This window comes from Bifidobacterium italicum (assembly GCF_002286915.1).
Classification (GTDB): domain Bacteria; phylum Actinomycetota; class Actinomycetes; order Actinomycetales; family Bifidobacteriaceae; genus Bifidobacterium; species Bifidobacterium italicum.
The window spans coordinates 37,510-62,671 of record NZ_MVOG01000009.1 but is presented as its reverse complement, the minus strand read 5'-3'; the positions used below and the strand labels follow the sequence as shown (position 1 = coordinate 62,671).

At 65.6% G+C, this 25,162-nt stretch carries 23 protein-coding genes; 14 read left to right on the top strand and 9 right to left on the bottom strand.

Going from position 1 to position 25,162, the window contains the following annotated elements; all coding sequences use genetic code 11:
- Positions 1 to 2: 2 nt before the first annotated feature.
- From pulA to B1400_RS03510, 12 genes are all read left to right on the top strand, one after another.
- Complete coding sequence (gene pulA, locus B1400_RS03565; protein ID WP_095613080.1) at positions 3 to 2,051, top strand: type I pullulanase; 2,049 nt, start codon at positions 3 to 5, stop codon at positions 2,049 to 2,051.
- A gap of 21 nt (positions 2,052 to 2,072) precedes the next feature.
- On the top strand, positions 2,073 to 2,897 hold the full coding sequence (locus tag B1400_RS03560) for an HAD family hydrolase (protein ID WP_095613079.1): 825 nt from the start codon (positions 2,073 to 2,075) through the stop codon (positions 2,895 to 2,897).
- A 34-nt stretch (positions 2,898 to 2,931) separates the two neighbouring features.
- Entirely contained in the window at positions 2,932 to 3,699 is a 768-nt protein-coding gene (locus B1400_RS03555; protein ID WP_095613078.1) for a TraX family protein, read from the top strand.
- An 85-nt stretch (positions 3,700 to 3,784) separates the two neighbouring features.
- On the top strand, positions 3,785 to 4,825 hold the full coding sequence (locus B1400_RS03550) for a LacI family DNA-binding transcriptional regulator (RefSeq protein WP_095613077.1): 1,041 nt from the start codon (positions 3,785 to 3,787) through the stop codon (positions 4,823 to 4,825).
- A gap of 854 nt (positions 4,826 to 5,679) precedes the next feature.
- On the top strand, positions 5,680 to 7,542 hold the full coding sequence (gene dnaK / locus B1400_RS03545) for a molecular chaperone DnaK (RefSeq protein WP_095613076.1): 1,863 nt from the start codon (positions 5,680 to 5,682) through the stop codon (positions 7,540 to 7,542).
- Positions 7,542 to 8,228: a nucleotide exchange factor GrpE gene (grpE, locus tag B1400_RS03540; RefSeq protein ID WP_095613075.1), complete on the top strand. Its 687-nt coding sequence runs from the start codon at positions 7,542 to 7,544 to the stop codon at positions 8,226 to 8,228. Before dnaK ends, grpE begins: the two co-directional genes overlap by 1 nt.
- A gap of 171 nt (positions 8,229 to 8,399) precedes the next feature.
- Complete coding sequence (locus B1400_RS03535) at positions 8,400 to 9,431, top strand: DnaJ C-terminal domain-containing protein (RefSeq protein WP_095613074.1); 1,032 nt, start codon at positions 8,400 to 8,402, stop codon at positions 9,429 to 9,431.
- A gap of 5 nt (positions 9,432 to 9,436) precedes the next feature.
- Positions 9,437 to 9,997 (top strand): heat shock protein transcriptional repressor HspR, encoded by a 561-nt coding sequence (locus tag B1400_RS03530; RefSeq protein ID WP_095613073.1) that lies wholly within the window; start codon positions 9,437 to 9,439, stop codon positions 9,995 to 9,997.
- Between the two features lie 166 nt (positions 9,998 to 10,163).
- Positions 10,164 to 10,796 (top strand): TetR/AcrR family transcriptional regulator, encoded by a 633-nt coding sequence (locus B1400_RS03525; protein WP_235607304.1) that lies wholly within the window; start codon positions 10,164 to 10,166, stop codon positions 10,794 to 10,796.
- A gap of 402 nt (positions 10,797 to 11,198) precedes the next feature.
- Positions 11,199 to 11,843 carry an MFS transporter gene (locus tag B1400_RS03520; protein ID WP_095613100.1) on the top strand — a complete coding sequence of 215 codons (645 nt, stop codon included), beginning with the start codon at positions 11,199 to 11,201 and terminating at the stop codon, positions 11,841 to 11,843.
- Between the two features lie 72 nt (positions 11,844 to 11,915).
- Positions 11,916 to 14,243, top strand: coding sequence for a glycoside hydrolase family 3 N-terminal domain-containing protein (locus tag B1400_RS03515; protein WP_095613072.1), 2,328 nt, complete (start codon positions 11,916 to 11,918; stop codon positions 14,241 to 14,243).
- Between the two features lie 93 nt (positions 14,244 to 14,336).
- Positions 14,337 to 15,071, top strand: coding sequence for an HAD family hydrolase (locus B1400_RS03510; RefSeq protein WP_106408293.1), 735 nt, complete (start codon positions 14,337 to 14,339; stop codon positions 15,069 to 15,071).
- A gap of 16 nt (positions 15,072 to 15,087) precedes the next feature.
- Here B1400_RS03510 and B1400_RS03505 read toward each other — a convergent pair whose 3' ends face one another.
- The 7 genes from B1400_RS03505 to B1400_RS09620 all read right to left on the bottom strand — a co-directional run bounded on the left by B1400_RS03505 (position 15,088) and on the right by B1400_RS09620 (position 21,695).
- A complete protein-coding gene (locus B1400_RS03505; protein WP_095613071.1) occupies positions 15,088 to 15,885 on the bottom strand; it encodes a GntR family transcriptional regulator in 798 nt (265 codons plus the stop codon).
- Between the two features lie 79 nt (positions 15,886 to 15,964).
- Positions 15,965 to 16,306, bottom strand: a complete 342-nt coding sequence (locus B1400_RS03500) for a P-II family nitrogen regulator (RefSeq protein ID WP_095613070.1) — start codon at positions 16,304 to 16,306, stop codon at positions 15,965 to 15,967.
- A gap of 98 nt (positions 16,307 to 16,404) precedes the next feature.
- Positions 16,405 to 17,871 carry an APC family permease gene (locus B1400_RS03495; RefSeq protein ID WP_095613069.1) on the bottom strand — a complete coding sequence of 489 codons (1,467 nt, stop codon included), beginning with the start codon at positions 17,869 to 17,871 and terminating at the stop codon, positions 16,405 to 16,407.
- Between the two features lie 114 nt (positions 17,872 to 17,985).
- Positions 17,986 to 18,981, bottom strand: coding sequence for a phosphotransferase enzyme family protein (locus B1400_RS03490; RefSeq protein ID WP_095613068.1), 996 nt, complete (start codon positions 18,979 to 18,981; stop codon positions 17,986 to 17,988).
- Between the two features lie 67 nt (positions 18,982 to 19,048).
- A complete protein-coding gene (gene ucpA, locus B1400_RS03485) occupies positions 19,049 to 19,840 on the bottom strand; it encodes an SDR family oxidoreductase UcpA (protein WP_095613067.1) in 792 nt (263 codons plus the stop codon).
- Between the two features lie 47 nt (positions 19,841 to 19,887).
- Complete coding sequence (locus B1400_RS03480) at positions 19,888 to 21,222, bottom strand: aspartate aminotransferase family protein (RefSeq protein ID WP_095613066.1); 1,335 nt, start codon at positions 21,220 to 21,222, stop codon at positions 19,888 to 19,890.
- A gap of 302 nt (positions 21,223 to 21,524) precedes the next feature.
- Positions 21,525 to 21,695 carry a hypothetical protein gene (locus B1400_RS09620; protein WP_157909629.1) on the bottom strand — a complete coding sequence of 57 codons (171 nt, stop codon included), beginning with the start codon at positions 21,693 to 21,695 and terminating at the stop codon, positions 21,525 to 21,527.
- 71 nt (positions 21,696 to 21,766) lie between these two features.
- On the opposite strand from B1400_RS09620, the gene B1400_RS03475 reads away from it, so the two are divergent.
- Both B1400_RS03475 and B1400_RS03470 read left to right on the top strand, forming a co-directional pair.
- Positions 21,767 to 22,273, top strand: coding sequence for an FMN-binding protein (locus B1400_RS03475; RefSeq protein WP_095613065.1), 507 nt, complete (start codon positions 21,767 to 21,769; stop codon positions 22,271 to 22,273).
- Positions 22,274 to 22,569: 296 nt separating this feature from the next.
- Positions 22,570 to 22,824: a GlsB/YeaQ/YmgE family stress response membrane protein gene (locus tag B1400_RS03470; RefSeq protein WP_095613064.1), complete on the top strand. Its 255-nt coding sequence runs from the start codon at positions 22,570 to 22,572 to the stop codon at positions 22,822 to 22,824.
- 118 nt (positions 22,825 to 22,942) lie between these two features.
- On the opposite strand, the gene nagA is transcribed toward B1400_RS03470, so the two are convergent.
- Both nagA and nagB read right to left on the bottom strand, forming a co-directional pair.
- Positions 22,943 to 24,232 (bottom strand): N-acetylglucosamine-6-phosphate deacetylase, encoded by a 1,290-nt coding sequence (gene nagA / locus B1400_RS03465; protein WP_095613098.1) that lies wholly within the window; start codon positions 24,230 to 24,232, stop codon positions 22,943 to 22,945.
- A gap of 49 nt (positions 24,233 to 24,281) precedes the next feature.
- The gene (gene nagB, locus B1400_RS03460) at positions 24,282 to 25,070 is read right to left on the bottom strand and encodes a glucosamine-6-phosphate deaminase (protein WP_095613063.1); all 789 of its coding nucleotides are present in this window, start codon (positions 25,068 to 25,070) and stop codon (positions 24,282 to 24,284) included.
- Positions 25,071 to 25,162 lie beyond the last annotated feature (92 nt).

Below are 25,162 nucleotides of genomic sequence, written 5' to 3'. Positions count from 1 at the left end.
TCATGATCCAGGCATTCGAGCCCCTTTCCGAAGGGTTGGAGCCGGGTGTCGCAGAACCGTTCCCGCTTTGTCCGGAACGCACACTGGGTGCCGAGGTTTGCGAATCCGGCACCCAGTTCGCTCTCTGGGCACCATCGGCGCGTACTGTGACGCTGCGTTTGTTCACCTGCGGTTCCTCGGAGCAGTCCGATGACATGCTCATCGAGACCGTGACGATGGCGAAGCAGTCCGATGGCGCATGGACCGCGAACCTCCCGCGGAACCTCGACGGCGTCTACTACGACTATCTTCTCGAATTCGACGGCGGCGTCACCCACCGTTCAGCCGACCCCTGGGCGCGCGCGGCCGGAATCAACGGACGTCGCAGCATGGTCGTCGACCTTGCGCGCACCGATCCCGAAGGATGGGACGAGGACGAGCGTCCGCGCACGCCGACCTCGGAGACGATGGTCTGGGAGGCGCATGTCGGCAGCTTCAGCAACAACCCGCACAGCGGCGTCCCCAAGGAGCACCGGGGCAAGTACCTCGCGTTCACCGACATGGACACGACGCTCGACGGCGACGGTGAACACCCGACCTGCATGAACTACCTGCGCGACCTCGGCGTGACCGCCGTGCAGCTGCTGCCGTTCTACGACTACGGTTCCGTCGACGAGCGCGACCCGTCCCAGTTCAACTGGGGGTACGATCCGCTCAACTACAACGTGCCGGAAGGCTCGTTCTCGACGGACCCCTACGACGGCGCGAACCGCATCACCGAATGCAAGCGGATGATCCAGTCGCTGCACGCCAACGGCATCAAGGTCATCATGGACGTCGTCTACAACCACATGTACTCGGCCGACAACTGGTTCGAGCGCACGGTGCCGGGATACTACCTGCGCCGCAACGACGACGGCACGTTGGCGAACGGTTCCGGATGCGGCGACGACATGCAGACCGAACGTTCGATGTTCCGCAGGTTCATCGTCGAATCGGTCACGTACTGGGCCCGCGAATACCATCTCGACGGCTTCCGCTTCGACCTGATGGGCCTCATCGACGTGCAGACGATGAACGCGGTGCGCGCATCGCTCGACCGGCTGCCCGGAGGCGAATCGATCCTCATGTACGGCGAGCCGTGGGCGGCCGGTCCGACGAACACGCTGCCGGACACCGAACTCGCCGACAAGGAGGGGCTGCGCTACCTCAGCACGCGCATCGGCCACTTCTGCGACCGCACGCGCGACGCGATCAAAGGCCACGTCTTCTACATGGAACGCAAGGGCTATGTGAACGGCGACGCGCGGGCGAACAAGCCGCTCATCGAGCTCGGCGCGGACGCGTGGCGCGCGCCGGAGACGAACGAAGGCGAGGCCGGGCAGATCATCCAGTACGTGAGCGCCCATGACGACCTCACGCTGTGGGACAAGCTGACGATGAGCATGTTCGAAGGCGCCGAACGGCTCGAGGCGATCTTCGACGCCGAACCGTGCCCGCAGACGACGGCGGTGCTCGAGGCGAACAAACTCGCCGCAGGCATCATCTACACGGCCGCCGGCATCCCGTTCATGCTCGCCGGCGAGGAGTTCGGCAAGACGAAGCACGGCAACGACAATTCCTTCGACTCCGGCAAGGAGGTCAACGAGGTGGACTGGCGCCGCGCCTGGCACATGGGCGAGCTGCGCGACTACTACCGCCGGCTCATCGCGCTGCGTCGCGCGAACCCGGACTGGTTCGACGCCGAGCACATCGCCGTCGACGCGCCGGGCAACGCCGTCGCCTACCGGATGCACGACACGGCCGTGACGATCAACCCGGACGGGGACGACCACACGCTCGCCGCCGACAAGCTCACGCACGCCTACGCCGACGACGCCCATGACGATCTGCCCATGGTCGCCGGCGCCGACGGCGACGCGGCGCCGCCGCGCTGGGTCTGCGTGCTCGATTCGACGACGCAGGACGGCATGCCCGACCCACGTCGCACCGAGTCGGTCGACGGACATATGCCGATGCCGGCGCGCTCGCTGCGCGTGTGGAGGCTCGAGCCGGACGGCGTTACGCGCTGAACGGCGCTGGAAAGGAACTCGATGACAACGGCACTCAAGTATCAGGCGGTGTTCTTCGATCTGTACGGCACGCTCGTCGACATCCACACGGATGAGCAGGGCGAGGGACCGTGGACGGCGCTGCGGTGCGCACTGTACCGGGAAGGCGCCGACTTCGCGACGAACGAGCAGCTGCGTGCGCAGTTCACCCGCGAACGCGCGAAGGCGAACGCGATGCGCGACCAGCGCGAATGGTTCGAGCCGGATCTGCTGCCTGCATACCGCGGCCTGTTCGACGCATGCTGGATCGACGGCACGCCCGAACAGGCACGCGCCGCCGCGTGGACCTTCCGCCGTGCGAGCACGACGAAGCTGCGGCTGTTCCCCGGCGCGATCGAGCTGCTCGAACGGCTGCACGACGAAGGCCGCGCCGTCATCCTCGTCAGCAACGCGCAGGCGTGCTACACGAAGCCGGAACTCGCGCTGCTCGGACTCGACGAGATGTTCGACGACATCATCATCTCGAGCGACGAAGGCGTGCGCAAACCATCGTTCGAGATCTTCCGTCGCGCGCTCATTGACGCCGACGTCGAGCCGGAACGTGCGCTCATGGTCGGCAACGACGAGAACAGTGATATTTTCGGTGCTGTCGCCTGTGGCATCGACGCCGCCTACCTGCACACCGACGACAACACCGGCGGCGCCACGGCGCCCCGGGCCGCCGTCTCGCTCGAGGGGGCCGACTATGAAGGGCTGCTCGCCTTCATCCACGACGCCGATGCGACGTGGGACGCGTCGCATGCGCCGGAGGCGGCCGCGCGGGCGACCGACGGCGGCGCATGCGGCGGCAACGAGACGAAGGACTGAGCGGTCGCTCGGGTGACGGAACGGACGAAACAACATGGTGGACGAATACACACGGTACTTGGAGGAAAAAGGACGGCGCAAGCACCGGGGGCTGTCGAGATTCAAGCTCAAGGTCATCGGCGACGTGCTGCTGTTCCTTTCGGCGGCGAGCGTCACATTGATGCCGATGCTGCTCGGCGCGCCGACGGCGGAGAACATGGGTTCGCTCACCGTGTCGGTGCTCTGCGAGGCCGTCTCCTGGGTCGCGATCCCGATCTACGCATGGCTGCTGTACACCGGCTTCGACCATACGAGCAGCTGGCTGCGCTACGGCGTGCAGCTGTTGGTGCTCGCGCTCGTCAGCGAAGTACCCTACGACATGGTCACCTTCGGCAGCTTCTTCGACATGCGTTCACAGAACCCGGTGTTCGGCCTCGTCATCGCGCTGATCGTGCTCGTCCTGCTCGAGGTGCTGCAGGACTACGGCAAAGGGCTGCGCATCACGCTCAGCATCGTCGTCGTCCTCGTCGGGCTGCTGTGGGATTGGCTGTTCCGCATCGGACAGTCGCAGGCGATGCTCAACATCGGCATGGTCACGCTCGGCATGGCGCTCATCTTCTACTATCTGCACGCGCGCGAGAACACGATGATGCTCACGGCGGCGCTGCTCGGCGCCGTGTGCTTCATCACGCCGGGCATCGGCGTCGCCTTCCTCCACTACCGCAACGACGAGGTCGGCTATCGGCATCCATGGACGAAGTGGGCGTTCTATGCGGTCTATCCGTTCATGATGCTCGTGTGCGGACTCGTCGCCGTGCGCTGACGCGCATGAGGGCGGCCGCCGGCGACCACAATCAACAGAGAACAAGAACAACAAGGGAAGCACAGTTCAAGTAAAGGGGCACATCGTGCAGAAGCAAGGAATCCGCGAAGTCGCGCAGCTTGCGGGAGTGTCTATCTCCACAGTCTCACGTGCGTTCACCCGGCCGGAGCTCGTGTCCGAACGGACACGGGAGAAGGTCATGAGCGCCGCGGCGAAACTCGATTTCAACATCTCCCGTTCGGCGACGGCGCTCAAGTCGGGGCAGACCTTCCGCGTCGCGCTGCTGATGAACCAGGAGATCACCAGCTGGTTCAACGTCGAGGTCTTCGCCGGCGTCAACTCGGTGCTGCACAAGGAGGGATACGACATCTCCCTGTTCCAGCACATCGACGACGCGCGCACGCGCACGCAGTTCTTCCGCGACATGCCGGTGCTGCGCAACGTCGACGCCGTGTTCGTCGCGTCCTTCGCGATCGAGCCGGAGGAGGTCGAGCAGCTGCGGCGTACGCGTGTGCCGATCATCGGCATCAACACGCCGAACATCGAGGCCTTCGACGCGACGATCAGCATCGACGACGAAAAGGGCATGTACCGCGCGACGCAGCACATGATCAACCTCGGGCATAAGCGCATCGTCTACACATGCTCGGCGGCGGAGGAATCGCTCGAATCGTCGATCGACGCGCGCGGACGCGGTTTCATCCGCGCCTGCGAGGCCGCGCAGCAGACACGAGACATCGACTGGAAGGTGCTGTCGGTGCCGCGGGGGCACGATTTCGCCGACGCGGCGCTCGCGGCCGTATTGTCCGAGGAGACGTTCCCGGACGCGATCTGCTGCCAGATGGACATGATGGCGATCCCGCTCGTGCTCAAGCTGCAGCGCCACGGTTACCGCACGCCGCGCGACTATTCGATCATCGGATTCGACGACTCGTCCTACGCGGATACGATCGATCTGACGACGATGCGTCAGGATCCGTTCGCGATGGGCGCGGCGGCGGCGCGCAAATGCCTGCAGCTGCTCGCCGGCGAGGAACTGCAGGAACCGCATTCGAAGATCGAGCCGAAGCTGATCCTGCGCGGCACCGACGCCCGCCTCGACCCGGACGCGCCGCTCGAGCGCTGACGGCGCGAAGGCGGATGCGGGGAGGATATGCGAACGGCGATGGGGCCGGCGTACCTGTGGTCGGTATGCCTGTGGAATGGATGAGTGGGAATGAGCAACGGCGTGAGCCGGAGCGCGGGTAGCGGAGGACTGCATATCGCCCGATGGTGAGGACCAAGGGGCACAGGGAAGACGGGGCGGCCATGCCGACGGGGGCATGGCCGCCCCGTCGTATGTGCGGGGTCTGCGCGGGTCGGTTTGTCGATGTGCCCGACGGATTGGGTCGCTAATCGGGCTTGTTGCGGGTCGGTTCGTCGGGCTGGCCGATGGTTTGGGACGGAGCGTCCCGTTTCGTCGGCGAGTTCGACGGCTCGTCCCGCGAACTGGCCTGTTTTCGGGAGGGTTCGTCGACAGGCTCGATGGTTTGGGACGGAGCGTCCCGTTTCGTCGGCGAGCTCGACGGCTCGTCCCGCAATCGGGCCTTGTCGCGGGCGGGTTCGTCGTCAGAACCGATGGATCGGACCGCGGGTAGGGCCGTTTGCGTCCCGGTTCGTCGAAGGCGTTGACGGTCCGTTTCGTTGGTGAGCGGTGCTTGACCTTGCGGGTCGCCGCATATCACCCACCGCAACCTGAACGTTTACTGGGATATCGCTTCCCGCAGTCTGGAAATCGTTGCGCAACGGCGGTTTTGCAAGGCTCGGAAAACTTTTTCGGAAAAATCTTCCGCAGTGGGAATAACGGTTGACAGGAAATAGTTGAGTGATGTAGGCTCAAGTTTTGGATGGTTCAAGAAGGCGGGTCGCGCATGCGGTCGCCGCCGGACGGAACTCGAGCAAGAACGTAACAAGTAGCGAACCTAACAAAGGAGAACAAGTATGGGACGCGCAGTCGGCATTGATCTGGGTACCACCAATTCCTGCATCGCGACGCTGGAAGGTGGCGAGCCCACGGTGATCGTGAACGCCGAAGGTTCGCGTACGACCCCGTCGGTCGTCGCCTTCAGCAAGTCCGGCGAGATCCTCGTCGGCGAAGTCGCCAAGCGTCAGGCGGTCACCAACGTTGACCGCACGATCAGCTCGGTCAAGCGCCACATGGGCACCGATTGGACGGTGGACATCGATGGCAAGAAGTGGACGCCGCAGGAGATCTCGGCGCAGATCCTGATGAAGCTCAAGCGCGACGCCGAAGCGTATCTGGGCGAGCCGGTGACCGACGCGGTCATCACCTGCCCTGCGTACTTCAACGACGCGCAGCGCCAGGCGACGAAGGACGCCGGCACGATCGCCGGCCTCAACGTCCTGCGCATCATCAACGAGCCGACCGCGGCCGCGCTCGCGTACGGTCTGGAGAAGGGCAAGGAGGACGAACGCATCCTCGTCTTCGACCTCGGCGGCGGCACCTTCGACGTCTCGCTGCTGGAGATCGGCAAGGATGAGGACGGCTTCTCGACGATCCAGGTGCAGGCGACCTCGGGCGACAACCACCTCGGTGGCGACGACTGGGATCAGCGCATCATCGATTGGCTCGTCAAGGGCGTCAAGGACAAGTACGGCGTCGACCTGAGCAAGGACAAGATCGCGCTGCAGCGCCTCAAGGAAGCCGCCGAGCAGGCGAAGAAGGAACTGTCCTCGTCGATGTCCACGACGATCAACATGCAGTACCTCGCGATGACCCCCGACGGCACCCCGGTGCACCTCGACGAGACGCTCACCCGCGCCCACTTCGAGGAGATGACGAAGGACCTGCTCGACCGTTGCCGCACGCCGTTCAACAACGTGCTCGCCGACGCGGGCATCTCGGTGTCGCAGATCGACCACGTCGTGCTCGTCGGCGGTTCGACCCGTATGCCGGCCGTCAAGGAGCTCGTCAAGGAGCTCGACGGCGGCAAGGAGCCGAACCAGTCGGTCAACCCGGATGAGGTCGTCGCCATCGGCGCCGCCGTGCAGTCCGGCGTCATCAAGGGCGACCGCAAGGACGTCCTGCTCATCGACGTGACCCCGCTGTCGCTCGGCATCGAGACGAAGGGCGGCATCATGACGAAGCTCATCGAGCGCAACACCGCCATCCCGGCGAAGCGTTCCGAGATCTTCTCGACCGCCGAGGACAACCAGCCGTCCGTGCTCATCCAGGTCTATCAGGGCGAGCGTGAGTTCGCCCGCGACAACAAGCCGCTGGGCACCTTCGAGCTGACCGGCATCGCTCCGGCTCCGCGTGGCGTCCCGCAGATCGAGGTCACCTTCGACATCGACGCGAACGGCATCGTCCACGTCTCCGCGAAGGACAAGGGCACCGGCAAGGAACAGTCGATGACGATCACCGGCGGCTCCGCGCTGCCGAAGGACGAGATCGACCGCATGGTACGCGACGCCGAGGCCCATGAAGCCGACGACAAGAAGCGCAAGGAGGAGGCCGAGACCCGCAACCAGGCTGAAGCCTTCGCCTACCAGACCGAGAAGCTCGTCAACGACAACAAGGACAAGCTCTCCGACGACGTGGCCAAGGAGGTCACCGACGCGGTCAACGAACTCAAGGACGCGCTCAAGGGCGACGACATCGAGAAGATCAAGTCGGATCAGGAGAAGCTGATGACGGCCGCGCAGAAGATCGGTCAGGCGCTCTACGCGCAGCAGGGCGACGAAGGCGCCCCGGCCGGCGAGAGCGGTGCATCGAACTCCGGTGACGACGACGTCGTGGACGCCGAAGTCGTGGACGACGAAGACGACAAGGACAACAAGTAATGTCCGACTTCAACAAGGACGATTACCTCGACGACCTGCCCGACGCCGACGCGTTGGCGAACGGGCAGGCCGACCCCGGCTCCAGGCTCATGGACGACATCGAGCGTGACGCTGCCGCCGAGCAGCAGCCCGAGGCCGACATGAACGCCGGAGCCCAGGAGGACGCGCAGTCCGCGCCCTCCCCGGCCGAGGAGGCGGCTGAAGCGGCCCAACAGGAACCGCCGCAGGCCGACTCCGAGGACGGCAAGCTCACTCCGCTTGGCCAGGCCAAGAAGGAGGCGGCTGAGTACCTTGAAGCGCTGCAGCGTGAGCGCGCGGAGTTCATCAACTACCGCAACCGCACGCGCAAGGACATGGATCGGGCGCGTCAGCAGGGCATCATCGATGTGCTGACGGCCGAGCTGCCCGCGCTCGACGACATCGATCGCATCCGCGAACACGGCGAGATGGATGAATCGTTCAAGGCGGTCGCGGCGAAGATCGACAAGACCTTCGAGAAGTTCGGCGTGGAGAAGTTCGGCGTCAAAGGCGAGGACTTCGACCCGACGAAGCATGAGGCCGTGCTGCACAAGCCGGATCCGGACGCCGAGAAGGCGACCGTGGACACGGTTGTGGAGGCAGGCTACCGCATCGGCGATCGCGTGATTCGCGCGGCCCGCGTGGTCGTGGCGTCGCCGCAGAACTGACACGGACGACGCATGAGGAGGCCGTGGACCAAATCGGCGGTCCACGGCCTCCTGTGCGATGTGCCCTCAACGAAACGTATGACCATCAAATAAGTGCCGCCCGTCGCCGCGAGGCGTGGGAAGCCCCACGGCGACGGGCGGATTCAGCAGCACCTCGAAAGGAGGCACAACATGGCTGAGAACGAATGGCTGAACAAAGACTTCTACAAGACCCTCGGTGTCTCCAAAGACGCCACGGAAAGCGAAATCACGAAGGCGTACCGCAAGCTGGCGCGCAAATACCATCCGGACATCAACAAGACCAAGGAAGGCGAGGAGAAGTTCAAGGACATCTCCGAGGCCTACGATGTGCTCAAGGACAAGGAATCGCGTGAACGCTACGACGCGATCCGCCAGTTCGGCGCGGGCGGCGCACGCTTCGCCGGCGGCGCGGGCGGATTCGACGCGTCCAACCTCAACGACATCTTCTCGATGTTCGGCGGCGGCGCGGGCGCGGGCGGCAACGGCTCGCACATCCGCTTCTCGACGAACGGCGGCGGCGCGGGGTTCGACGACATCTTCTCGATGTTCGGCGGCGGCAACGCCGGCGGCTACGGCGGCCACGGCTACGAGGACTACGGCGACGGCGCATACGCCGGTTACCGCCCGACCCCGGCCCCGGAGGACGGCGCCGACCTCAACTCGAAGATCACGCTGACCTTCCGCCAGGCCGTCAAGGGCGCGACCGTCTCGCTGAGCGCGGGCGGCAAGAAGTTCAAGACGCGCATCCCGGCCGGTGTGAAGAACGGCCAGAAGATCAAGCTCGCCGGCAAGGGCAAGCCGGGCGTGCACGGCGGCAGGAACGGCGACATGTACCTGACCGTCACCGTGACGCCGGATCCGAAGTTCACGATGGACGGCGTGGATCTCGTCATGGATCTGCCGATCACCGTCGGGCAGGCCGTCGACGGTGGCAAGATCGACGTCAAGGACTTCTACGGCGATACGGTGACGTTCAAGGTCCACGCCGGCACGTCGAGCGGCGCAGAAGTGCGCGTCAAGGGCAAGGGCGTGAAGACGAAGCGCGAGACCGGCGACCTCGTCGGCCGCGTGCAGATCCACGTCCCCGAGCATCCGGGCATCGGCGAGAAGCACGCCGCGAAGGAGTTCGACAAGGCCTGCGGCGACTTCGCCGACAAGCTCGCCGAACAGCGGGAGGCCTGAGCGGCATGGCGCGGGCGTCCCAGCAGAAACGCCGGTTGTATGAGATGTGCGCGATGGCGATCGTCGCGCAGCGGGCGAATCTTGAGGGTGCGGCGCGTGTCGGATTCGACGTCGATCTGCCGATCTTCAGCGTCGGACGCGCCGCCGAACTCGCGGGCATCCACCCGCAGACGCTGCGTCAGTACGACCGCGCCGGCCTCATCGTGCCGCAACGCACCGAAGGCGGCGCCCGTCGCTACTCATTGCGCGACGTCGACCGTCTCGTGCAGGCGCAGTCGATGAGCCAGAGGGACGGCATCAACCTCACCGGCATCGCGCGGATCCTCGAACTCGAGGAGGAGAACCGGCAGCTGCGCCGGCAGCTCGCGCGGCTGAACGACGGCTCGGTGAGCGTCTTCACCGCCGACATGGACGGCGGCATCACCGAGGTGCGCCGCCCCTCGCGCGCGCGGCACTGGCGGCGGCAGCTGCATCCGCAGACGCGGCAGCTGTCGGCCGGCGCGAGCCATCGGCCGGCCCAGACCGAGTCGAAATCGGTCGTCCTGTGGCACACGATCTATCGGTGAGCCTTGGAGGACCGGCAAGCGTCCGGAACCCGAGTCTGGGTTCCGGACGCTTTTTGCGTCGTGGGACGTTATGCGTGTGCGTCCGGTGCTGCGTATGTGTGCGCGGTGCGTGACGCGGCAGGTGACGGGGAGGCGGCCGGGGTGGGGTTGCGGACCGGTGATACACTTGGCGGTCGTGTCGGCGAAACGTGTGCGCAAAACCCCTGAAGAGCGTATCGGGGAGATCGAGCGTGCCGCGATTAAACTGATCGCCGAGCGGGGGTACAACGGCATCTCGCTCAAGGACGTCGCCGATGAGGTGGGGATGAGCCAGCCCGGATTGCTGCACTATGTCGGCACCAAGGAGGGGCTGTTGTCGCTGCTCATCACCGATGTCTACGACAGCAGCGGCACCCCCGCGGATTTCATGGGTTCGGGGCTGCCTGGAAGCGATCCCGATGCGTTGTCGTTCCCCGCCTACCTGCGGTTCCTCGTCCGGCACAACGCCGCGCAGCCGCAGATGGTGCAGCTGTTCCTGATGCTGTACATCGAATCGGTGAACCCCTCGCATCCGCTGCATGAGTACTACCGCAACCGCCCGGAGAACATCTGGGAGCACTATTCGCGCTACCCATGGCGAATCCCGACCGAGGTCGGGCCGTGGGACCCCAACATGCGGCCGTATCTGCGCCGGGTCATCGAGGCGATGGACGGCGTGCAGATGCGGTGGCTGTGCGTGCCGCCGGTGGATCTGTACGATGAATGGCTGGCGTTCGAACGCATGATCTTCCCGTCGCCGTTGTGGGACGGGTATCGCTGATTTCCCCAAAGCCCTTGGTGGTCCCTCCGTCGCGCCGGGACTGACTTGCGTGCGCGTCGCGGCGGCCGCTGCATCCTAATCATAAATAACAATTGTTAGATATAGACAATCGCGCTATAAGACAACCGTGACACGCCGGCGTTCCGCAACTTGACTTTGACTGTGTTGCAAACGACAATCTTTATATCTAACAGATATTAGATATAAAGATTGTGCCGATGCGATGATGCACAGGTGTCGATGAGGACGAAAGGAGCGATCATGAGCGGTAGTGGTCGTGGGCAAGCGGAAGCGGTTGTCGGGGACGGGTCGGACGTCGCCGTGCGGACGTTTGCGAAAAGCGAACTTGACGAAGCCCTTGCGGGGGAGGGAGAGGCCTTGGGCGTCGCGGAAGACGGCGCGATGCCTACCGATCTGGGGCTGCGTCTGGCCATATATGACAGCAACCTCGAGGCGGCGCGTTCGAATCCCAAACTCTCCCCGGAGACGGGCAAGCCGATCTCGATGCTGACGAAGAGCCGGTATGCCGTAGGCTTCCTCGTCTTCGGCCTGCTGTGGATGAGCGGTCTGGGCATCGTCTCCGCGGTGCTGCTGCCCGAGCATCTCAAGTCGGTGCCCGGCATGGCGCCGGAGGCGCTCGTCGGCATCATCAATTCCTGCACGGCGGTGGCCTCCCTGGTGTCCAATCTCATGTTCGGCCTCAACTGCATGCTCGCGCCGATGGAGGCCATCATTTCCGACCGCATCCCGGCGGGCGTGCGCGGCACGATGTCCGCGTTCTACGGTGCGGGATCCACATGCGGCGCGCCGATCGTCATCGCCTCCGTGCTGTTCGCCATCGGCATCGCGATGCCCTGGCTCATGCCGTCGGCGACGGGCAAGGACCTGGGTATCCTCAACCTCGCCACGACGCTCGGGCAGATGCTCGGTCCGGTGCTCATGTCCGCCATCACGCTTTCTCTGGGGTACGCCTTCGCCTTCCCGATCGCGATCGCCTTCGCCCTGCTCGGATGCGTGTTCATCATGCTCATCCGCGGCGTCCGCTGACGCCGCTGTCCCGCCATGGAACATCCGGACGGCGCATGGCGCCGTCCGGCGCGACAACAAAGGAGTCAGACGATGACTGAAACCACCCACCCCTATCTCGACGCGACGTTGACGATCCCGGAGCGCGTCCAGGACCTGCTTTCGCGTATGACGCTTGAGGAGAAAGTCGGCCAGATGATGCAGCTGGATGCGCGGTCCGGCGACCTCGAACATCTGATCGTGGACCGCCATGTCGGCTCGATCCTGCATACATCCCCCGATGATCTGGTGCGCGCCGACGGCATCGTGCGCGGGAAGACGCGTCTGGGTATCCCGCTGCTCGTCGGCGACGACTGCATCCACGGCTACTCGTTCTGGCCCGGCGCGACGATCTTTCCCTCCCAGCTCGGCATGGCATGCAGCTGGGACGCCGAGAAGGTCGAGCGGGCCGCCCGGGTGACGGCCGAGGAGGTCTCCTGCACCGGTGTGCATTGGACCTTCTCGCCGGTGCTGTGCATCGGACGCGACACGCGCTGGGGCCGCATCGACGAGACCTTCGGCGAGGATCCGACGCTCATCGGCGAACTCGCATCGGCGATGGTGCAGGGGTACCAGAAGCACGCCCGGACGGGCGAGGCCTTCGACGGGGACGCCATCCTCGCCTGCGCCAAGCATTTCGCCGGCTATTCGTACACGCAGGGCGGCCGTGACGCCTCGGAGGCCGATCTGACGCGCCGAGCGCTCGCCAGCTGGTTCCTGCCTCCCTTCGAACGTGTGGCGAAGGAGGGCTGCGCCACCTTCATGCTCGGCTATGAGGCGATCGACGGAACGCCTGTCACCTTCAACGATTGGCTGCTGCAGACGAAACTGCGCGGCGACTGGGGCTATGGCGGCACGCTCGTGACCGATTGGGACAACGTCGGACGTGCGGTGTGGGAGCAGCGCATCAAGCCGGATTACCGTACCGCGGCCGCCGACGCCGTCAAGGCGGGCAACGATCTGATCATGACGACTCCGGGGTTCTATGAGGGCGCCATCGAGGCGGTCCGTGACGGTCTGCTCGACGAACGCGCGTTGGATGCTGCCGTCGGACGTCTGCTGACGCTGAAGTTCCAGCTCGGCTTGTTCGAGGACCCGCGCCTGCCCGATCCGGAACGCATCGAGGCCGTGGTGGGCAACGACGATCATATGGACGCGAACCTCGAATTGGCCCGCGAATCAATCGTCCTGCTGCGTAACAACGCGGCGCTGCCGCTGGCCGCCGAGAATGGCTCCCTGCGCACGATAGCCGTCGTGGGGCCGCTTGCGGACGACGCGCAGAACCAGCTCGGCGACTGGGCCGGCAATTCCGGACAGGTGCCGTGGATGCCGCAGGGGCAGCCGCGCGACATGATCATGACCGTGCTGGACGGCGTGCGCGAGCTCGCTCCTGAAGGCTGCGAGGTGATCTATGCGCGCGGCGCCGACGTCGTCGAACTCATCGACGATCCGGCGGGCGCGCTGTATCCGGATGGGCAGCCCCGGCCGAAGCTCGCCGTGTCCGCGGGCGTCGACGACGTCCTGCTCGACGAAGCCGTCGAACAGGCGCGGCGCGCGGATGCGGTCATCGCCGTCGTCGGCGACGTCGTGCAGCTCACCGGCGAGACCTGCTCGACGGCGACGCTTGAACTGCTCGGCGGCCAGAACCTGCTGCTCGAACGGCTGAGCGAGGTTGCACGTGAAACACATAAGCCGCTCATCGTCGTGCTCATGAGCTCGAAGCCGCAGGTGCTGCCGGCGTGCGTGATCGGGGAAAACGGCGTGATCGTCGACGAGTCCGCCGCCGACGGGCTCGGCGCCTTCATCTGGGCGCCGAACCCCGGCATGCAGGGAGGCCGCGCGCTAGCCGAGATCATCTTCGGTGTGACCGAGCCAAGCGGACGTCTGCCGATCACGTTCCCGCGCCATGCGGGGCAGCTGCCGGTCTTCTACAACCAGATCCGCGGGCAGCACGGCGATCGGTACGCCGATCTGACGCAGGACCCGGCGTTCGCGTTCGGCGAGGGGCTGGCGTATACGACCTTCGAATACGGCGAGCCCGCGATCGTGAACGGCTCCGAATTCAGGAAGGGCGATACCGTGCGCGTGGAGATCGACCTGACGAACGCGGGGTCCCGCCGTGGCACCGAGATCGTGCAGTTGTACGTCAGCGACGTCGTCACGTCCTTCACCTGGGCGGCCAAGGAGCTCAAGCAGTTCCAGCGTGTGACGCTCGAGGCGGGCGAGACGCGCCGCGTCGTGTTCGAGCTGCCGGTCGACATGTGCACGATCGTGGACGGCGACGCCAGGCGCATCGTCGAACCCGGGGAGTTCAAGGTGCTCGTCGGCCATTCGAGCCGTGATGCGGACCTGCGTTCCACGACTTTCACCGTCGTGGAGTGAACGCGCCGCGATGGCCGCCCCGGTGATGCCGGGGCGGCGGGTATGGTAGGAGGGACGATCGGCAACGGATGATGACGACGGAAAGAGGCGTGCATGGGCGTTCAGGAAAGCAGGGCCGCGAAGATCGGCGCGCTGCAGGGCGTGTTCTGGGACATGGACGGCACACTCATCGACTCCGAACCTCTGTGGCACGAAAGCGAGCTGCGGCTCGTGCGTGAATACGGCGGCCACTGGACGAAGCAGATGGCGATGGACGGCTCCGGGCGGCCGGTGCCGCAGATCGCGCGGGAGATGGCCGAACTCGGCTGTCCTCTGCCGCCCGAGGAGATCGGCCGTCGCATGATCCAATACGTGACCGACGAGGAGAAAAAGCAGCTGCCGTGGATCCCCGGTGTGCGCCGGCTGCTCGAACAGCTGCGCGACGCCGGCGTGCCGTCGATGCTCGTGACGACGTCGCCGCGGGAACTGGCCGAGAACCTCATCGCGCAGGCGCCGCCGGACACCTTCGCCGGCTACGTCTGCGGTGACGACGACGTGCCGAAGAAGCCCGATCCGGCGCCGTACGAGCTTGCCGCGCAACGGCTCGGCATCCCGGATGTGCTGCTGCCGTGCTGCGTCGCCTTCGAGGATTCGATGAGCGGCCGCACGTCGGCGGCCGCATCCGGCATGACGACCGTCGTCGTGACAGGGTATCTCGCCGGCGGATACGTGCCGGGGCCGGGATATACGACGACCGAGAACTACGACGACATCACGCCGCAGTCACTCAATCGCATGGTGCAGCGCATGTACGACCGCCTCGCGCCGCTCGCCGGGCTGCGCGGCTGAGCGGCGCCGCGCCGCGTCAGCGCAATGTGCGCGCCGTCGTGAGCCGCACATGCGCGGCCGGATAGATGTCGTCGGAGGCGACGACGGTGTTGCCGAGCGCGTCGGCCGCGCGCGAGCACACATAGAGCAGCGGAGTGCCGCTTGGCAGCCGCAGAGCACGCGCCGGCCGGCCGAAGCCGGGGATCATCTCGATCGTCTCCTCGACGGCGTGGATGACGGTGCCGTGGTTGAACTGCAGCAGCTGGTAGATCGACCGCGTCAGATCGAAATCGAGGAAATCCGGGTAGCCGCGCGGATCCAGATACGTCTGCTCATAGGAGATCGGCGCGCCATCGACCGAACGGACGCGTTCGACGCGGATGAGCGGCTGCGATGCGGGGACGTGGAACATCTGGCATATGCGCTCGTCGCAATGCTGCACATGCGCGTCGAGCACGGTCGTGACGCACGCCATGCCCTGCGAGGCGAGCATATGCGGCAGTCCCGAGGTGCTCGCCGACGTGCGGTCGATGATGCGCGCGGACTTCGCGTTGACGGTGACGCGCGAGGGGAGCGCGTGGCGGGCGATGTCGGTCGTGATGACGGTGCCGGCGCGGCCGCGCCGCGTGCTGATCTCGCCGCGTGCGCGCATGACGCCCAGCGCCGCGCGGACCGTTGAAAGCGACACCTGCAGCCGTTCGGCGAGTGCGCGCTCCGCCGGCAGATGGTCTCCGACGCCCAGTTCGTCGACGTTCGCGAGCAGATGGATGTCATGGATCGCGCGGCTGACGGCGGCGGTGGGTTCCGCCGTCGCCGTCGTGCGCTCGGTTGCCATGCCGTCCTCGTTTCCGTGCGGATATGCGTCGCTGTCGCGACTTACGATAACCGACTGATGTAACGGCGGCGGACGCGGCTCAGAGCGCGTCGTCGCCGCGTTCGTCGGTGCGGATGCGCACCGCCTGCTCGATGGCGCGCACGAAGATCTTGCCGTCGCCGAAGCTCGATGTGGAGAGCCGGTTGACGACCGCGTCGATGATGCCGTCGACCTCATCGTCCGGAACGACGGTGCGTACGCTGATCTTCGGCAGCAGCGCGACGCCCTGCCGGTCATCGCGCGTATACACCTGCTTGAGGCCGTGCTGGTGGCCGTATCCCATCGCCGACGTCATCGTGATGCCGCGGTTGCTGAACTGGTCGAGCACATGCTTGAGCGTCTCGAGTTTCTCGCCGTTGATGATGAATTCGATTTCCTTCATGGTTCCTCCGTGTTCATCGTGTTCGTCATGTGCGGATAGCGGAAGGCGGACGTCGCACGAGAGGGATGTGCGGCGCCCGGGCTTGGGAGGGGGCGGTGTCAGTATTCGATGACGCCGGCCGGCGTGCGCATCCAGACGGTCGAATCCTTGCCCTTGACGCGCCACTTGGCGAGCATCGTGCACCAGAGCACGAAGCCGACGCCCATGTATCCGGCGAAGCCGACCCACGTCTGCACGCCGATGCCGATGCAGCAGAACACGGCGACGGTCAGCGAGATGATCAGCGAGGCGATCTTCATCGCCATGCCGCCCGGCGCACGGTACGGGCGTTCCCATTCGGGATGGCGCACGTCGAGGAGGATCGCCGAGATGCTGCTCATCGCGTAGCAGATCGCGCAGGCGAATGCCATCAGATCGAAGAACGCGGTGATCGACTGCATCGCGAGGAAGCCGATGCTGATCGCGAGGATGAGCACGTTCGGGATGATCGGCTGGCCGTAGCGGTTGCACTTGGCGAAGGCCTTCGGAAGGAAGTTCTGGCGTCCCATCGCGAAGAGCATGCGTACCGCCGAATACCAGAAGCCGAGCACCGACGTGCCGATCGGGAAGACGACGCCGAAGACGCCGAGGGCGACGACGAACCAGCTCATCCAGCCGGCGCCCGGGAACATGAGCTTGAGCGTCTCGAACGTGACGAAGGGCGCGCTGTCGAAGGCGTAGGCGTTCCAGTCGATGCAGCCGGCCTCGGCGAGGTAGAAGATCGCGTAGATGATGCCGCAGGTGAGCACCGAGCCGAGGATCGCCTTCTTCTGGTCCTTGATCGGGAACGTGCCTTCCTCGACCATCGCCGGCACCGTCTCGAAGCCGAAATACGGCGTGATCAGGAACGCGCAGCCGATGATCCAGCCCAAGCCGATGCCGTAGTCGCCGGCGTTCGCGTTGGCGAAGAACGACGAGAAGTTGGACAGGCTCCAATGGCCGGAGAAGAAGAACAGGCCGGCGGTGATGAGAAGGCCGCCGATCGCGATGAACAGCATAGCCGTCTGCAGGCCGCCCGCGACGACGTTCTTGCACAGGCTCACAAGGCACCACAGACACAGGAGCACGGCGCCGACGATGACGGCATAGGATCCGTTCAATCCGTAATCGAGGAACTGGTAGTTGAGCCATTCGAGGATGCCGAGCACGCCCGCGGCGGGCACGGCGAGCCATGCGCACATGATGAGCCACGCGGACCAGAACCCCGCATGCTTGTTCATGCCGACCGTGTTGAACACGAGGCATGAGCCGGTGCTCGGCAGCATCGTCGACAGCTCCGCGTAGACGAAGCCGATCGGCAGCACCATCGCCGTCATCAGCAGGAAGCCGAGCCAGGTGCCGGGTCCGCAGTAGGACAGGAAGATGCCGTCCCAGTAACAGACGAACGTGAAGATCGCGCCGGTGGCCAGCGTGTAGACGAACAACAGGCGAAGGCTCTTCTTCAGCCCTCCGCCGGCCCGTTCGTCGACGCCGGTGGCTCCTGATTGTTTCGCCTCGATCGAGGTGGATTTCGTGGTGGCAGACATGGCCTGCTCCTCTCTGCTCTTATCTCATGGATGGTTCCTGGAGGTGGTCGATGGTGGATATGGATGGAAATGGATGGGCCGGTCGGAACGATCGGATGGGTGGACGGCGGCGCCTCAGCCGAAGAGCCGCAGATAGCGGTCGGCGAGCTCCGTGGTGCCGTCGATGTAGCCGTCGGCGAGCTCCTTGACCGGGTCGGAGTCGAGATGGGATCCGATCCAGGCCATGAGCTGCAGCCTGCGCATCATGATGAACGTGTCGATCTCCATGAAGTCGGTGTCGGTGAACGGCATGACGGTGCGGTAGCCGTCGAGCCACGCGTTGACGAGGTCGGGGACGATAGGCTTCGTCTCGATGAACGACAGCGCGCTCGCGAGATCGTGCAGATACCAGCCGAAGCCGCAGTCGTCGAAATCGATGGCCTTGATCTGCTCGCCCTCGACGAGCAGGTTGGCGACGCGCAGGTCCGCATGGATCAGGCCGTAGTTGTGCTCGCTGCGTCCGTAGCGTTCGAGTCGGCGCCGGATCACCTCGCAGCAGCGGGCGAACTGGTCGACGTCCGCCGCCGTCAGTCCCGGCATCGCACGCCAGTCGCCCCAGATCGCCTTGTCGCCGAGGATCGTCTCGTAGGTCCAGTGCCAGCGCGTCAGCTGGCGTGCGCCGTTCCAGATCCCGGTCTGCCGGTGCAGGTACGCGGTCGTCTCGCCGAGCGCGCGGAACTGGCGGACCGCCGTCGCCTCGTTGTTCTCGTCCGGGGCCTGCCCGGTCAGGAACTCGTACATGACGCAGCAGTAGTCGTCGCCGTCGCCGGCGCGAACGATCTGGATGTCCGAACCGTCGGCGGCGCGCAGCGGATTGGCCACGACAAGCGGCGTGTAGTCGTTGATCTGACGCAGCCATGCCATCTCGCTGCGGTACTCCTCGAGCGTGTGGTAGCCGGGACGCCCCACGCGCAGGATTCCTTCGGGCGCGCCGTGCGCGTCCTCGACGAGGTAGGTGGCGTTCTCCGATAGCTGCAGCAGACGCGCGTGCGCGTGCGCGCTCAACGGATAGGCGCGGATGGCCTGGTCGGCGACGTCATCGAAGATCGCGGTGTTCTCGAATACGGACATGGATCCTCCTTCCCGAGGGTGGTTGTGGTGGCGGCGGTGCATGCCGCGGTGCGGATCTCGCGGGTCGTCACTGTCCCATCGACGTGGTCTCGGGAAGCGTGGAGCCGCCGTCGATGACCACCTGCGTGCCGGTGATGTAGCTCGCCTCGTCGCTCGCGAGGAACGCGCACAGCTCGCCGCATTCCTGCGGTGTGCCGAGACGCCCGAGCGGCACGGCGCCCGCGATCGCGTCGATCGCGCGCCCGGGGTCGTCCGGATCGGACTGCGCGGCCATGCCCTCGACGAGCGGTGTGCGGATGTAGCCGGGGCATATGCAGTTGACGCGGATCCGCTGCTCGGCGAATTCGCGCGCGAGCGCCTTCGTCAGTCCCACGAGCGCGGCTTTCGTCATCGCGTAGGCCGCTTCGCCGGGGTCGGCGACGAGGTCGCCGGTGACGGACGACGTGATGACGACGGCGCCCCCGCCGGCGTCGATGATCGCCGGGATGGCGGCCTTGCACATGTTCCATACGCCGTTGATGTTGACGTCGATGTGCGCGTCGCGCCATGCGTCGTCGGCGTCGAGGAACGCGCCGAGCAGGCAGATGCCGGCGTTGCAGTCGAGGACGTCGACGCGGCCGTAGGCGTCGATTGCGGTCTGCACAAGGCGTGCGCAATCCTGCGGATCGGTCACGTCGCATCGCACGCCGGTCGCCTCGTATCCGGCCTTCCGCAGCGTGTCGGCGAGCGCGAGCACGTCGTCGCCGCGGGCGGCGAGGACGACCTTCGCGCCCTGTTGCGCGAAGACCTGCGCGATGCCCGATCCGATGCCTTTCGATGCGCCGGTGACGATGGCGGTTTTGCCGTCCAGTTTTCCCATGATGACCTCCCGTGTCTTGTGTCTCGTGTGATGTGCGTGTCGGCGTATCAGATGCCGATTGCGGCGAGCGAATCCTGCAATGCCGTCATGTAGCGGTCGACGTCGGCGGCGCTGAAGACGAGCGGCGTGCGGATCTTGAGGATGTTGCCATACGATCCGCAGTTCGACGTGAGCACATGGCGGCGGCGCATCTGCTCGATGAGTTCGAGCGTCTCGACGCTCAGCGGATCGCCGGTGGCGGGGTCGTCGAACTCGACGCCGATGTACAGGCCCGCGCCGCGTACGTCGGCGATCGCCGGATGGTCGACGGCGAGGCCTTCGAGCTGGGAGACGAACATCGAGCCGATGCGGTTCGCGTTGCCCATCAGGTCCTCGTCGTCCATCACCTCGAGCGTCGCCTTCGCCGCGGCCATCGCGACCGGGTTGCCTGCGAAGGTGTTGAAGTACGGGATCTTCGCGGTGAAGGCGTCGAGGATCTCGTGGCGCACCGCCGTGGCCGAACAGGCGATGCCGTTGGCCATCGGCTTGCCCATCGTCACGATGTCGGGGACGAAGCCGTGGCGGGCGAATCCCCAGAAGGCCTCGCCGGTGCGGCAGAAGCCTGGTTGCACCTCATCGGCGATATAGAGGCCGCCTTCCTCGTGCACCGCGTCGGCGACCTTCCTGAGCCAGCCGGCTTTGCCGGGGAAGATGCCGTCGGAGGAGAAGATCGAGTCGACGAGCAGGCCGGCGAACTTGATGCCGTCGGCACGCATCGCGACGATGCGCTCCTTGAGTTTCGCGACGATGTAGTCGCCGATCGCCTCGTCTCCATGGATGTGCGTGTCCGGCGTCGGCAGCAGGCCGCAGGACGGGGAGAGCTCCTGCCCCATGCCGATCGACGGGGAGAAGCCGGAGATGAGGTCGGTGTTGCCGTGGTACGCTTCGCGCGTCACGATGATGCCCTGGCCTCCGGTGTAGTTGCGGGCGATGCGGATCGCCAGGTCGTTGGCCTCGGAGCCGGTGCATTGGTAGGTGATGCGGTCGATTTGCGCAGGCAGCTTCGCGAGCAGCGCCTCCGAATAGTCGAGGATCGTCTCATGCAGATAGCGGGTATGGGTATTGAGCAGCGACGCCTGCCGGCTGACCGCCTCGACGACATGCGGATGGCAGTGGCCCACCGAGACGACGTTGTTGTAGGCGTCCAGATAATCGGTGCCATGTTCGTCGAAGACGTGGGAACCGACGCCGCGCACGATCTCGATCGGATCGCGGTAGAAGAGGCGGTAGCCGTTGCCGAGGGCCGTGCGGCGCTCGATCAGCGAGCGTTTATGGGCGTCGAGCGTATCCAGATTCGCGCCGTCGAATCGGTTCATGTCGAGAATCGTGGTTTTCGCGGCCATCGTGCCCTCCGTTCGGTTCGGAAACGTTGCCGGAAGGCCGCGGTCTCGGACGGTGCTTTGGTCCGTGGTGCGGCATCCGGCGGGTATGGAGGGCAAGCTAGGTTCGCTGTGTTACCTGCGCATGACGGTCTAATTTCCGGCACCGTTTTCAGACCAAAAAACGGACCAAACATGTCTCCGTCGCATCCATGGACGCCGCAGATGGCGGGAAACACGGATGGGGCCGAGTCGGACGCGGGCATGCATGGCGCGGTCCGGATTTGGGTTTATGCGACTGCGCCGTGGAGCGGATGCTCCCGCGCTCACACTGTACGGTCGGGCTTCGTGGTGTAGAGCTCGGCGGGGAAGTGCGCCGACGTCTTCAGATGTCCGGCCTCGTCGAGCACGAGGCAATCGAAGATAGGGAAGGACGCGGCGAGCCGATCGGGGTCGACGACGAACAGCGCGGTCGCCGATCCGACGAAAGCAGCCAAGACGGGCGGCGCCGAGGTCTGAACGCGTCCATGCGCCCGGCGTCCACAACCATCCAAGGAAAGGGAACGGCATGAAAACCTCGAAGCAACTGATGGCGTTGACGGCACTGTCGGCGCCCGGTCTGATGATGTTGTCCGGATGTGGCGAACCCAGCGCGCGGCCGATGGATGACGAGTTCGCAGGCGATTCCGGAGAGACGATGTCCGATTCCGTCGGCAAGTCGTGTTGCGACGACAAGGAGTCGGATGCGGATGACATCGCCGCGGATCCGGCCGCCGCGTACGCGGACGGCGATTACGCGGCGATCGGGCAGTGCGGCCCCGTCGGCGAGGACACGATAGACGTGTACGTCGGCGTGCGCGACGGCCTCGTACACGATGTGCGCGTCGTCGGACATCCGTTCACGTCCATCTCGCGCGGGCATCAGGAGGCCTTCGCCAAGGAGGTGCCGGGAGTCGTCACCGGCAAACCGATCAAGGATCTGAAGGCCGACAAGATCGCCGGCGCCAGTTGGACGAGCGACGCCTTCAACGCCGCTTTGGACGAGGTGGGGCGGCAGGCGCCGCAGCAGCACTGACACGTCCGTATCCGGCGCCGCTGCGATCGGTGGGAGGCAGGGCGCAATGAAGGTTCGTTGCATCCGGTTTTTGCCGCGGTTGATGGGAAATGCGAACGAAATGGGGCCTGTTGCATCCGTGTCCTTGCGGCCACCACGAACGCAACAATATGTGTAGCAGCCCGACCTGAGCGTTACGTGATTTTGCCGCGGTAGCGGAAAACCGCATGATTGCGGGCGAAGCGCGCCCCGGCCCCGTACTGTGGAAGATAGTTCAAGGTTTTCGGGACTTTGGCAAGATGTAAAGGAAGCACATTATGTATTGGATTTGGACGCTCATCGTAGGCGCGATCATCGGCGCGATCGCCGGCGCGATCACCAACCGCAGCGGATCGATGGGTTGGATCGCCAACATCATCGCCGGTCTTGTGGGTTCATCGCTCGGTCAGGCGATCTTCGGCAGCTGGGGGCCGCAGCTCGGCGGCATGGCGATCTTCCCCTCGCTTATTGGCGCGGTCATCGTGGTGCTGGTCACCTCGTTCATCGTGATGCGGGTCACCGCCAAGGACTGACGGTTCGCGCCTCGGCGCCGACCTCGCATAACGAAGGCCTTGCAGGCAGCGTGGCGGCTGCATGCAAGGCCTTCGCATTATGCCCGTTATGGAACCGGGTGCGGCCCGACCCGCGGGCCTACCGTTGCCGGCGTCCGGCGCACCAGACGTGCCGGACCGCCCAGTCGGCGGGGTCGAGCAGCAGCACGTCGGCCGCATAGCCACGGCATATCAGGCCGAGCGGCGCATCGGTGACGGCGTTCGGACGGTCGAAGCCGAAGACCTGCGCCGGGACGAGCGTCGCCGCCGCGACGGCGTCGGCCGGCGCCATGCCCAGCTCGAGCACCGCACGTTGCACGGCGCCCTCGAGCAGCAGCGTCGACCCGGCGATCGCGCCGTTCGAGACGAGACGGGCGTGGCCGCCGACGACCCGCACATCCAGTCCGCCGAGTTTGTAGGCGCCGTCCGGGCAATCGGTCGCCGCCATCGCGTCGGTGACGAAGACGGTGCGGCGCGGTGCGAAGCCGAGCGCCATGCGCAGCACCGGGTCCTGCACATGGAAGCCGTCGTTGATCAGTTCGATCGCGACGCGCGGATCCTCGACGGCCGCCGGGATCGGTCCTGGCTTGCGATGGTGCAGCGACGGCATCGCATTGAACAGATGCGTCATCAGTCGTGCGCCGGCGTCGAAGGCGCGCACGGCCGTCATGTAGTCGGCGTCGGTGTGTCCGACGGCCGCGACGACGCCGGCGTTCGCGAACATGCCGATCGCCCGCATCGCGTGCGGCAGCTCCGGCGCGCTCGTGATCTGCCGCAGGCAGCCGTCGGCGGCGTCGAGCAATGTCTCGACATGCTCCGGCGTCGGGTCGCACAGGCACGCGGGATCATGCGCGCCCTTGTGCAGCGGCGAGAGGAACGGACCCTCCAGATGCGCGCCGAGGATGTCAGGTCGCTCGCGCATCGCGTCGCGCACATTGCGCAGGTTCGCGGCCATGACGTCGAAGGGATTCGTGATGAGGCTGCAGACCTGCCGCGTCGTGCCGTGCATCATATGGCCGGCGCGCGCGATGCGGATGCCGTCGGCGCCGTCGTCGAAGGACATGCCCCATGCGCCGTGCGCATGGATGTCCACGTATCCCGGCGTCAGCAGCATGCCGTGCGCGTCGATGCGGGACGCACCCCCGACGTGATACCGTGCGGCGGCCGTCGTGAAATCCGACGTCGTCGTGCCTTCATCGACGATGACGCCGTCCGAGCAGATGACCCAGCTGTCGGGGACGATGCCGCGTGCGTCGATGCGCGTGGCGTTGACGATGCCGAAGGTTTCAGGCGGACGGGTGAAGGAACGTGCGATTTGTTCGGCGACCGCGGCGCGTTCGCGTGTTGCCGTCGGGATACTGGGAAGTGCTGATGCGCTGTCCTGATGCATGATCGTCATCTCCGTGTTCCGCATGGTCGGCTGGCAGGCGCGGGCGCCCTCAGATGCCCTGCCATGACGGCTTGTGCATGTACGCGTAACGGTAGTAGTCCTTGTTGCGCAGTCGCGCCGCCGCCTGCTCGTCGACGATGACGGTCGCGTGCGGGTGCAGCTGCAGCGCGCTCGCCGGGCAGAACGACGAGACGCCGCCCTCGACCGTCTCGGCGATCGCCTCGGCCTTGCCGTCGCCGAACGCGAGCAGCACGAGATGGCGCACCTTCATGATCGTGCCGATGCCCTGTGTGATGCAGTGCGTCGGCACCTGATCGACGTCGCCGTCGAAGAAGCGCGCGTTGTCGATGCGCGTCTGTTCGGTGAGCGTCTTGATGCGCGTGCCCGAGGCGAGCGACGATCCCGGCTCGTTGAAGCCGATATGACCGTCGGTGCCGATGCCGAGGATCTGCACGTCGATGCCGCCGGCCGCTTCGATGGCCGCGTCGTAGGCCGCGCCGGCATGCTCGATCGTCGCGAGATCGCCGTTCGGCACATGCACGAGCTCCGGGTCGAGGCCGAGCGGCTCGACGACGGTGCGCTCGATGACGCTGTGATACGACTCCGGATGCCTCGGGTCGAGGCCCGCGTACTCGTCGAGCGAAAAGCCACGCACCCGCGAGACGTCGAGGCCGCGTTCGTGGATTGTCTTCGCGAGTTCGCGGTAGGCGGCGAGCGGACTTGATCCGGTTGCAAGGCCGAGCACGCAGTCCGGCTTGCGTTCGATGAGGTCGGCCACGCACTTCGCGTAGATCGCGCCCGCCTGCTGCTGGGACTCCGTGATGATGATCTCCGTCATGATGACGCTCCTTTGTTTGATTGGTGCTGTTTATTGTGTTCGTTGGATGGATGGTCGTGTCAACGCCGAGGGCCGCAGAGCGATGGCAACGG

Bases quoted from the DNA above. Each gene is read 5' to 3' on its own strand.
- pulA (WP_095613080.1), top strand. From the start codon at position 3: ATGATCCAGGCATTCGAGCCCCTTTCCGAAGGGTTGGAGCCGGGTGTC.
- B1400_RS03560 (WP_095613079.1), top strand. From the start codon at position 2,073: ATGACAACGGCACTCAAGTATCAGGCGGTGTTCTTCGATCTGTACGGC.
- B1400_RS03555 (WP_095613078.1), top strand. From the start codon at position 2,932: ATGGTGGACGAATACACACGGTACTTGGAGGAAAAAGGACGGCGCAAG.
- dnaK (WP_095613076.1), top strand. From the start codon at position 5,680: ATGGGACGCGCAGTCGGCATTGATCTGGGTACCACCAATTCCTGCATC.
- grpE (WP_095613075.1), top strand. From the start codon at position 7,542: ATGTCCGACTTCAACAAGGACGATTACCTCGACGACCTGCCCGACGCC.
- B1400_RS03535 (WP_095613074.1), top strand. From the start codon at position 8,400: ATGGCTGAGAACGAATGGCTGAACAAAGACTTCTACAAGACCCTCGGT.
- B1400_RS03530 (WP_095613073.1), top strand. From the start codon at position 9,437: ATGGCGCGGGCGTCCCAGCAGAAACGCCGGTTGTATGAGATGTGCGCG.
- B1400_RS03520 (WP_095613100.1), top strand. From the start codon at position 11,199: ATGCCTACCGATCTGGGGCTGCGTCTGGCCATATATGACAGCAACCTC.
- B1400_RS03515 (WP_095613072.1), top strand. From the start codon at position 11,916: ATGACTGAAACCACCCACCCCTATCTCGACGCGACGTTGACGATCCCG.
- B1400_RS03510 (WP_106408293.1), top strand. From the start codon at position 14,337: ATGGGCGTTCAGGAAAGCAGGGCCGCGAAGATCGGCGCGCTGCAGGGC.
- B1400_RS03505 (WP_095613071.1), bottom strand. From the start codon at position 15,885: ATGGCAACCGAGCGCACGACGGCGACGGCGGAACCCACCGCCGCCGTC.
- B1400_RS03500 (WP_095613070.1), bottom strand. From the start codon at position 16,306: ATGAAGGAAATCGAATTCATCATCAACGGCGAGAAACTCGAGACGCTC.
- B1400_RS03495 (WP_095613069.1), bottom strand. From the start codon at position 17,871: ATGTCTGCCACCACGAAATCCACCTCGATCGAGGCGAAACAATCAGGA.
- B1400_RS03490 (WP_095613068.1), bottom strand. From the start codon at position 18,981: ATGTCCGTATTCGAGAACACCGCGATCTTCGATGACGTCGCCGACCAG.
- ucpA (WP_095613067.1), bottom strand. From the start codon at position 19,840: ATGGGAAAACTGGACGGCAAAACCGCCATCGTCACCGGCGCATCGAAA.
- B1400_RS03480 (WP_095613066.1), bottom strand. From the start codon at position 21,222: ATGGCCGCGAAAACCACGATTCTCGACATGAACCGATTCGACGGCGCG.
- B1400_RS03475 (WP_095613065.1), top strand. From the start codon at position 21,767: ATGAAAACCTCGAAGCAACTGATGGCGTTGACGGCACTGTCGGCGCCC.
- B1400_RS03470 (WP_095613064.1), top strand. From the start codon at position 22,570: ATGTATTGGATTTGGACGCTCATCGTAGGCGCGATCATCGGCGCGATC.
- nagA (WP_095613098.1), bottom strand. From the start codon at position 24,232: ATGCATCAGGACAGCGCATCAGCACTTCCCAGTATCCCGACGGCAACA.
- nagB (WP_095613063.1), bottom strand. From the start codon at position 25,070: ATGACGGAGATCATCATCACGGAGTCCCAGCAGCAGGCGGGCGCGATC.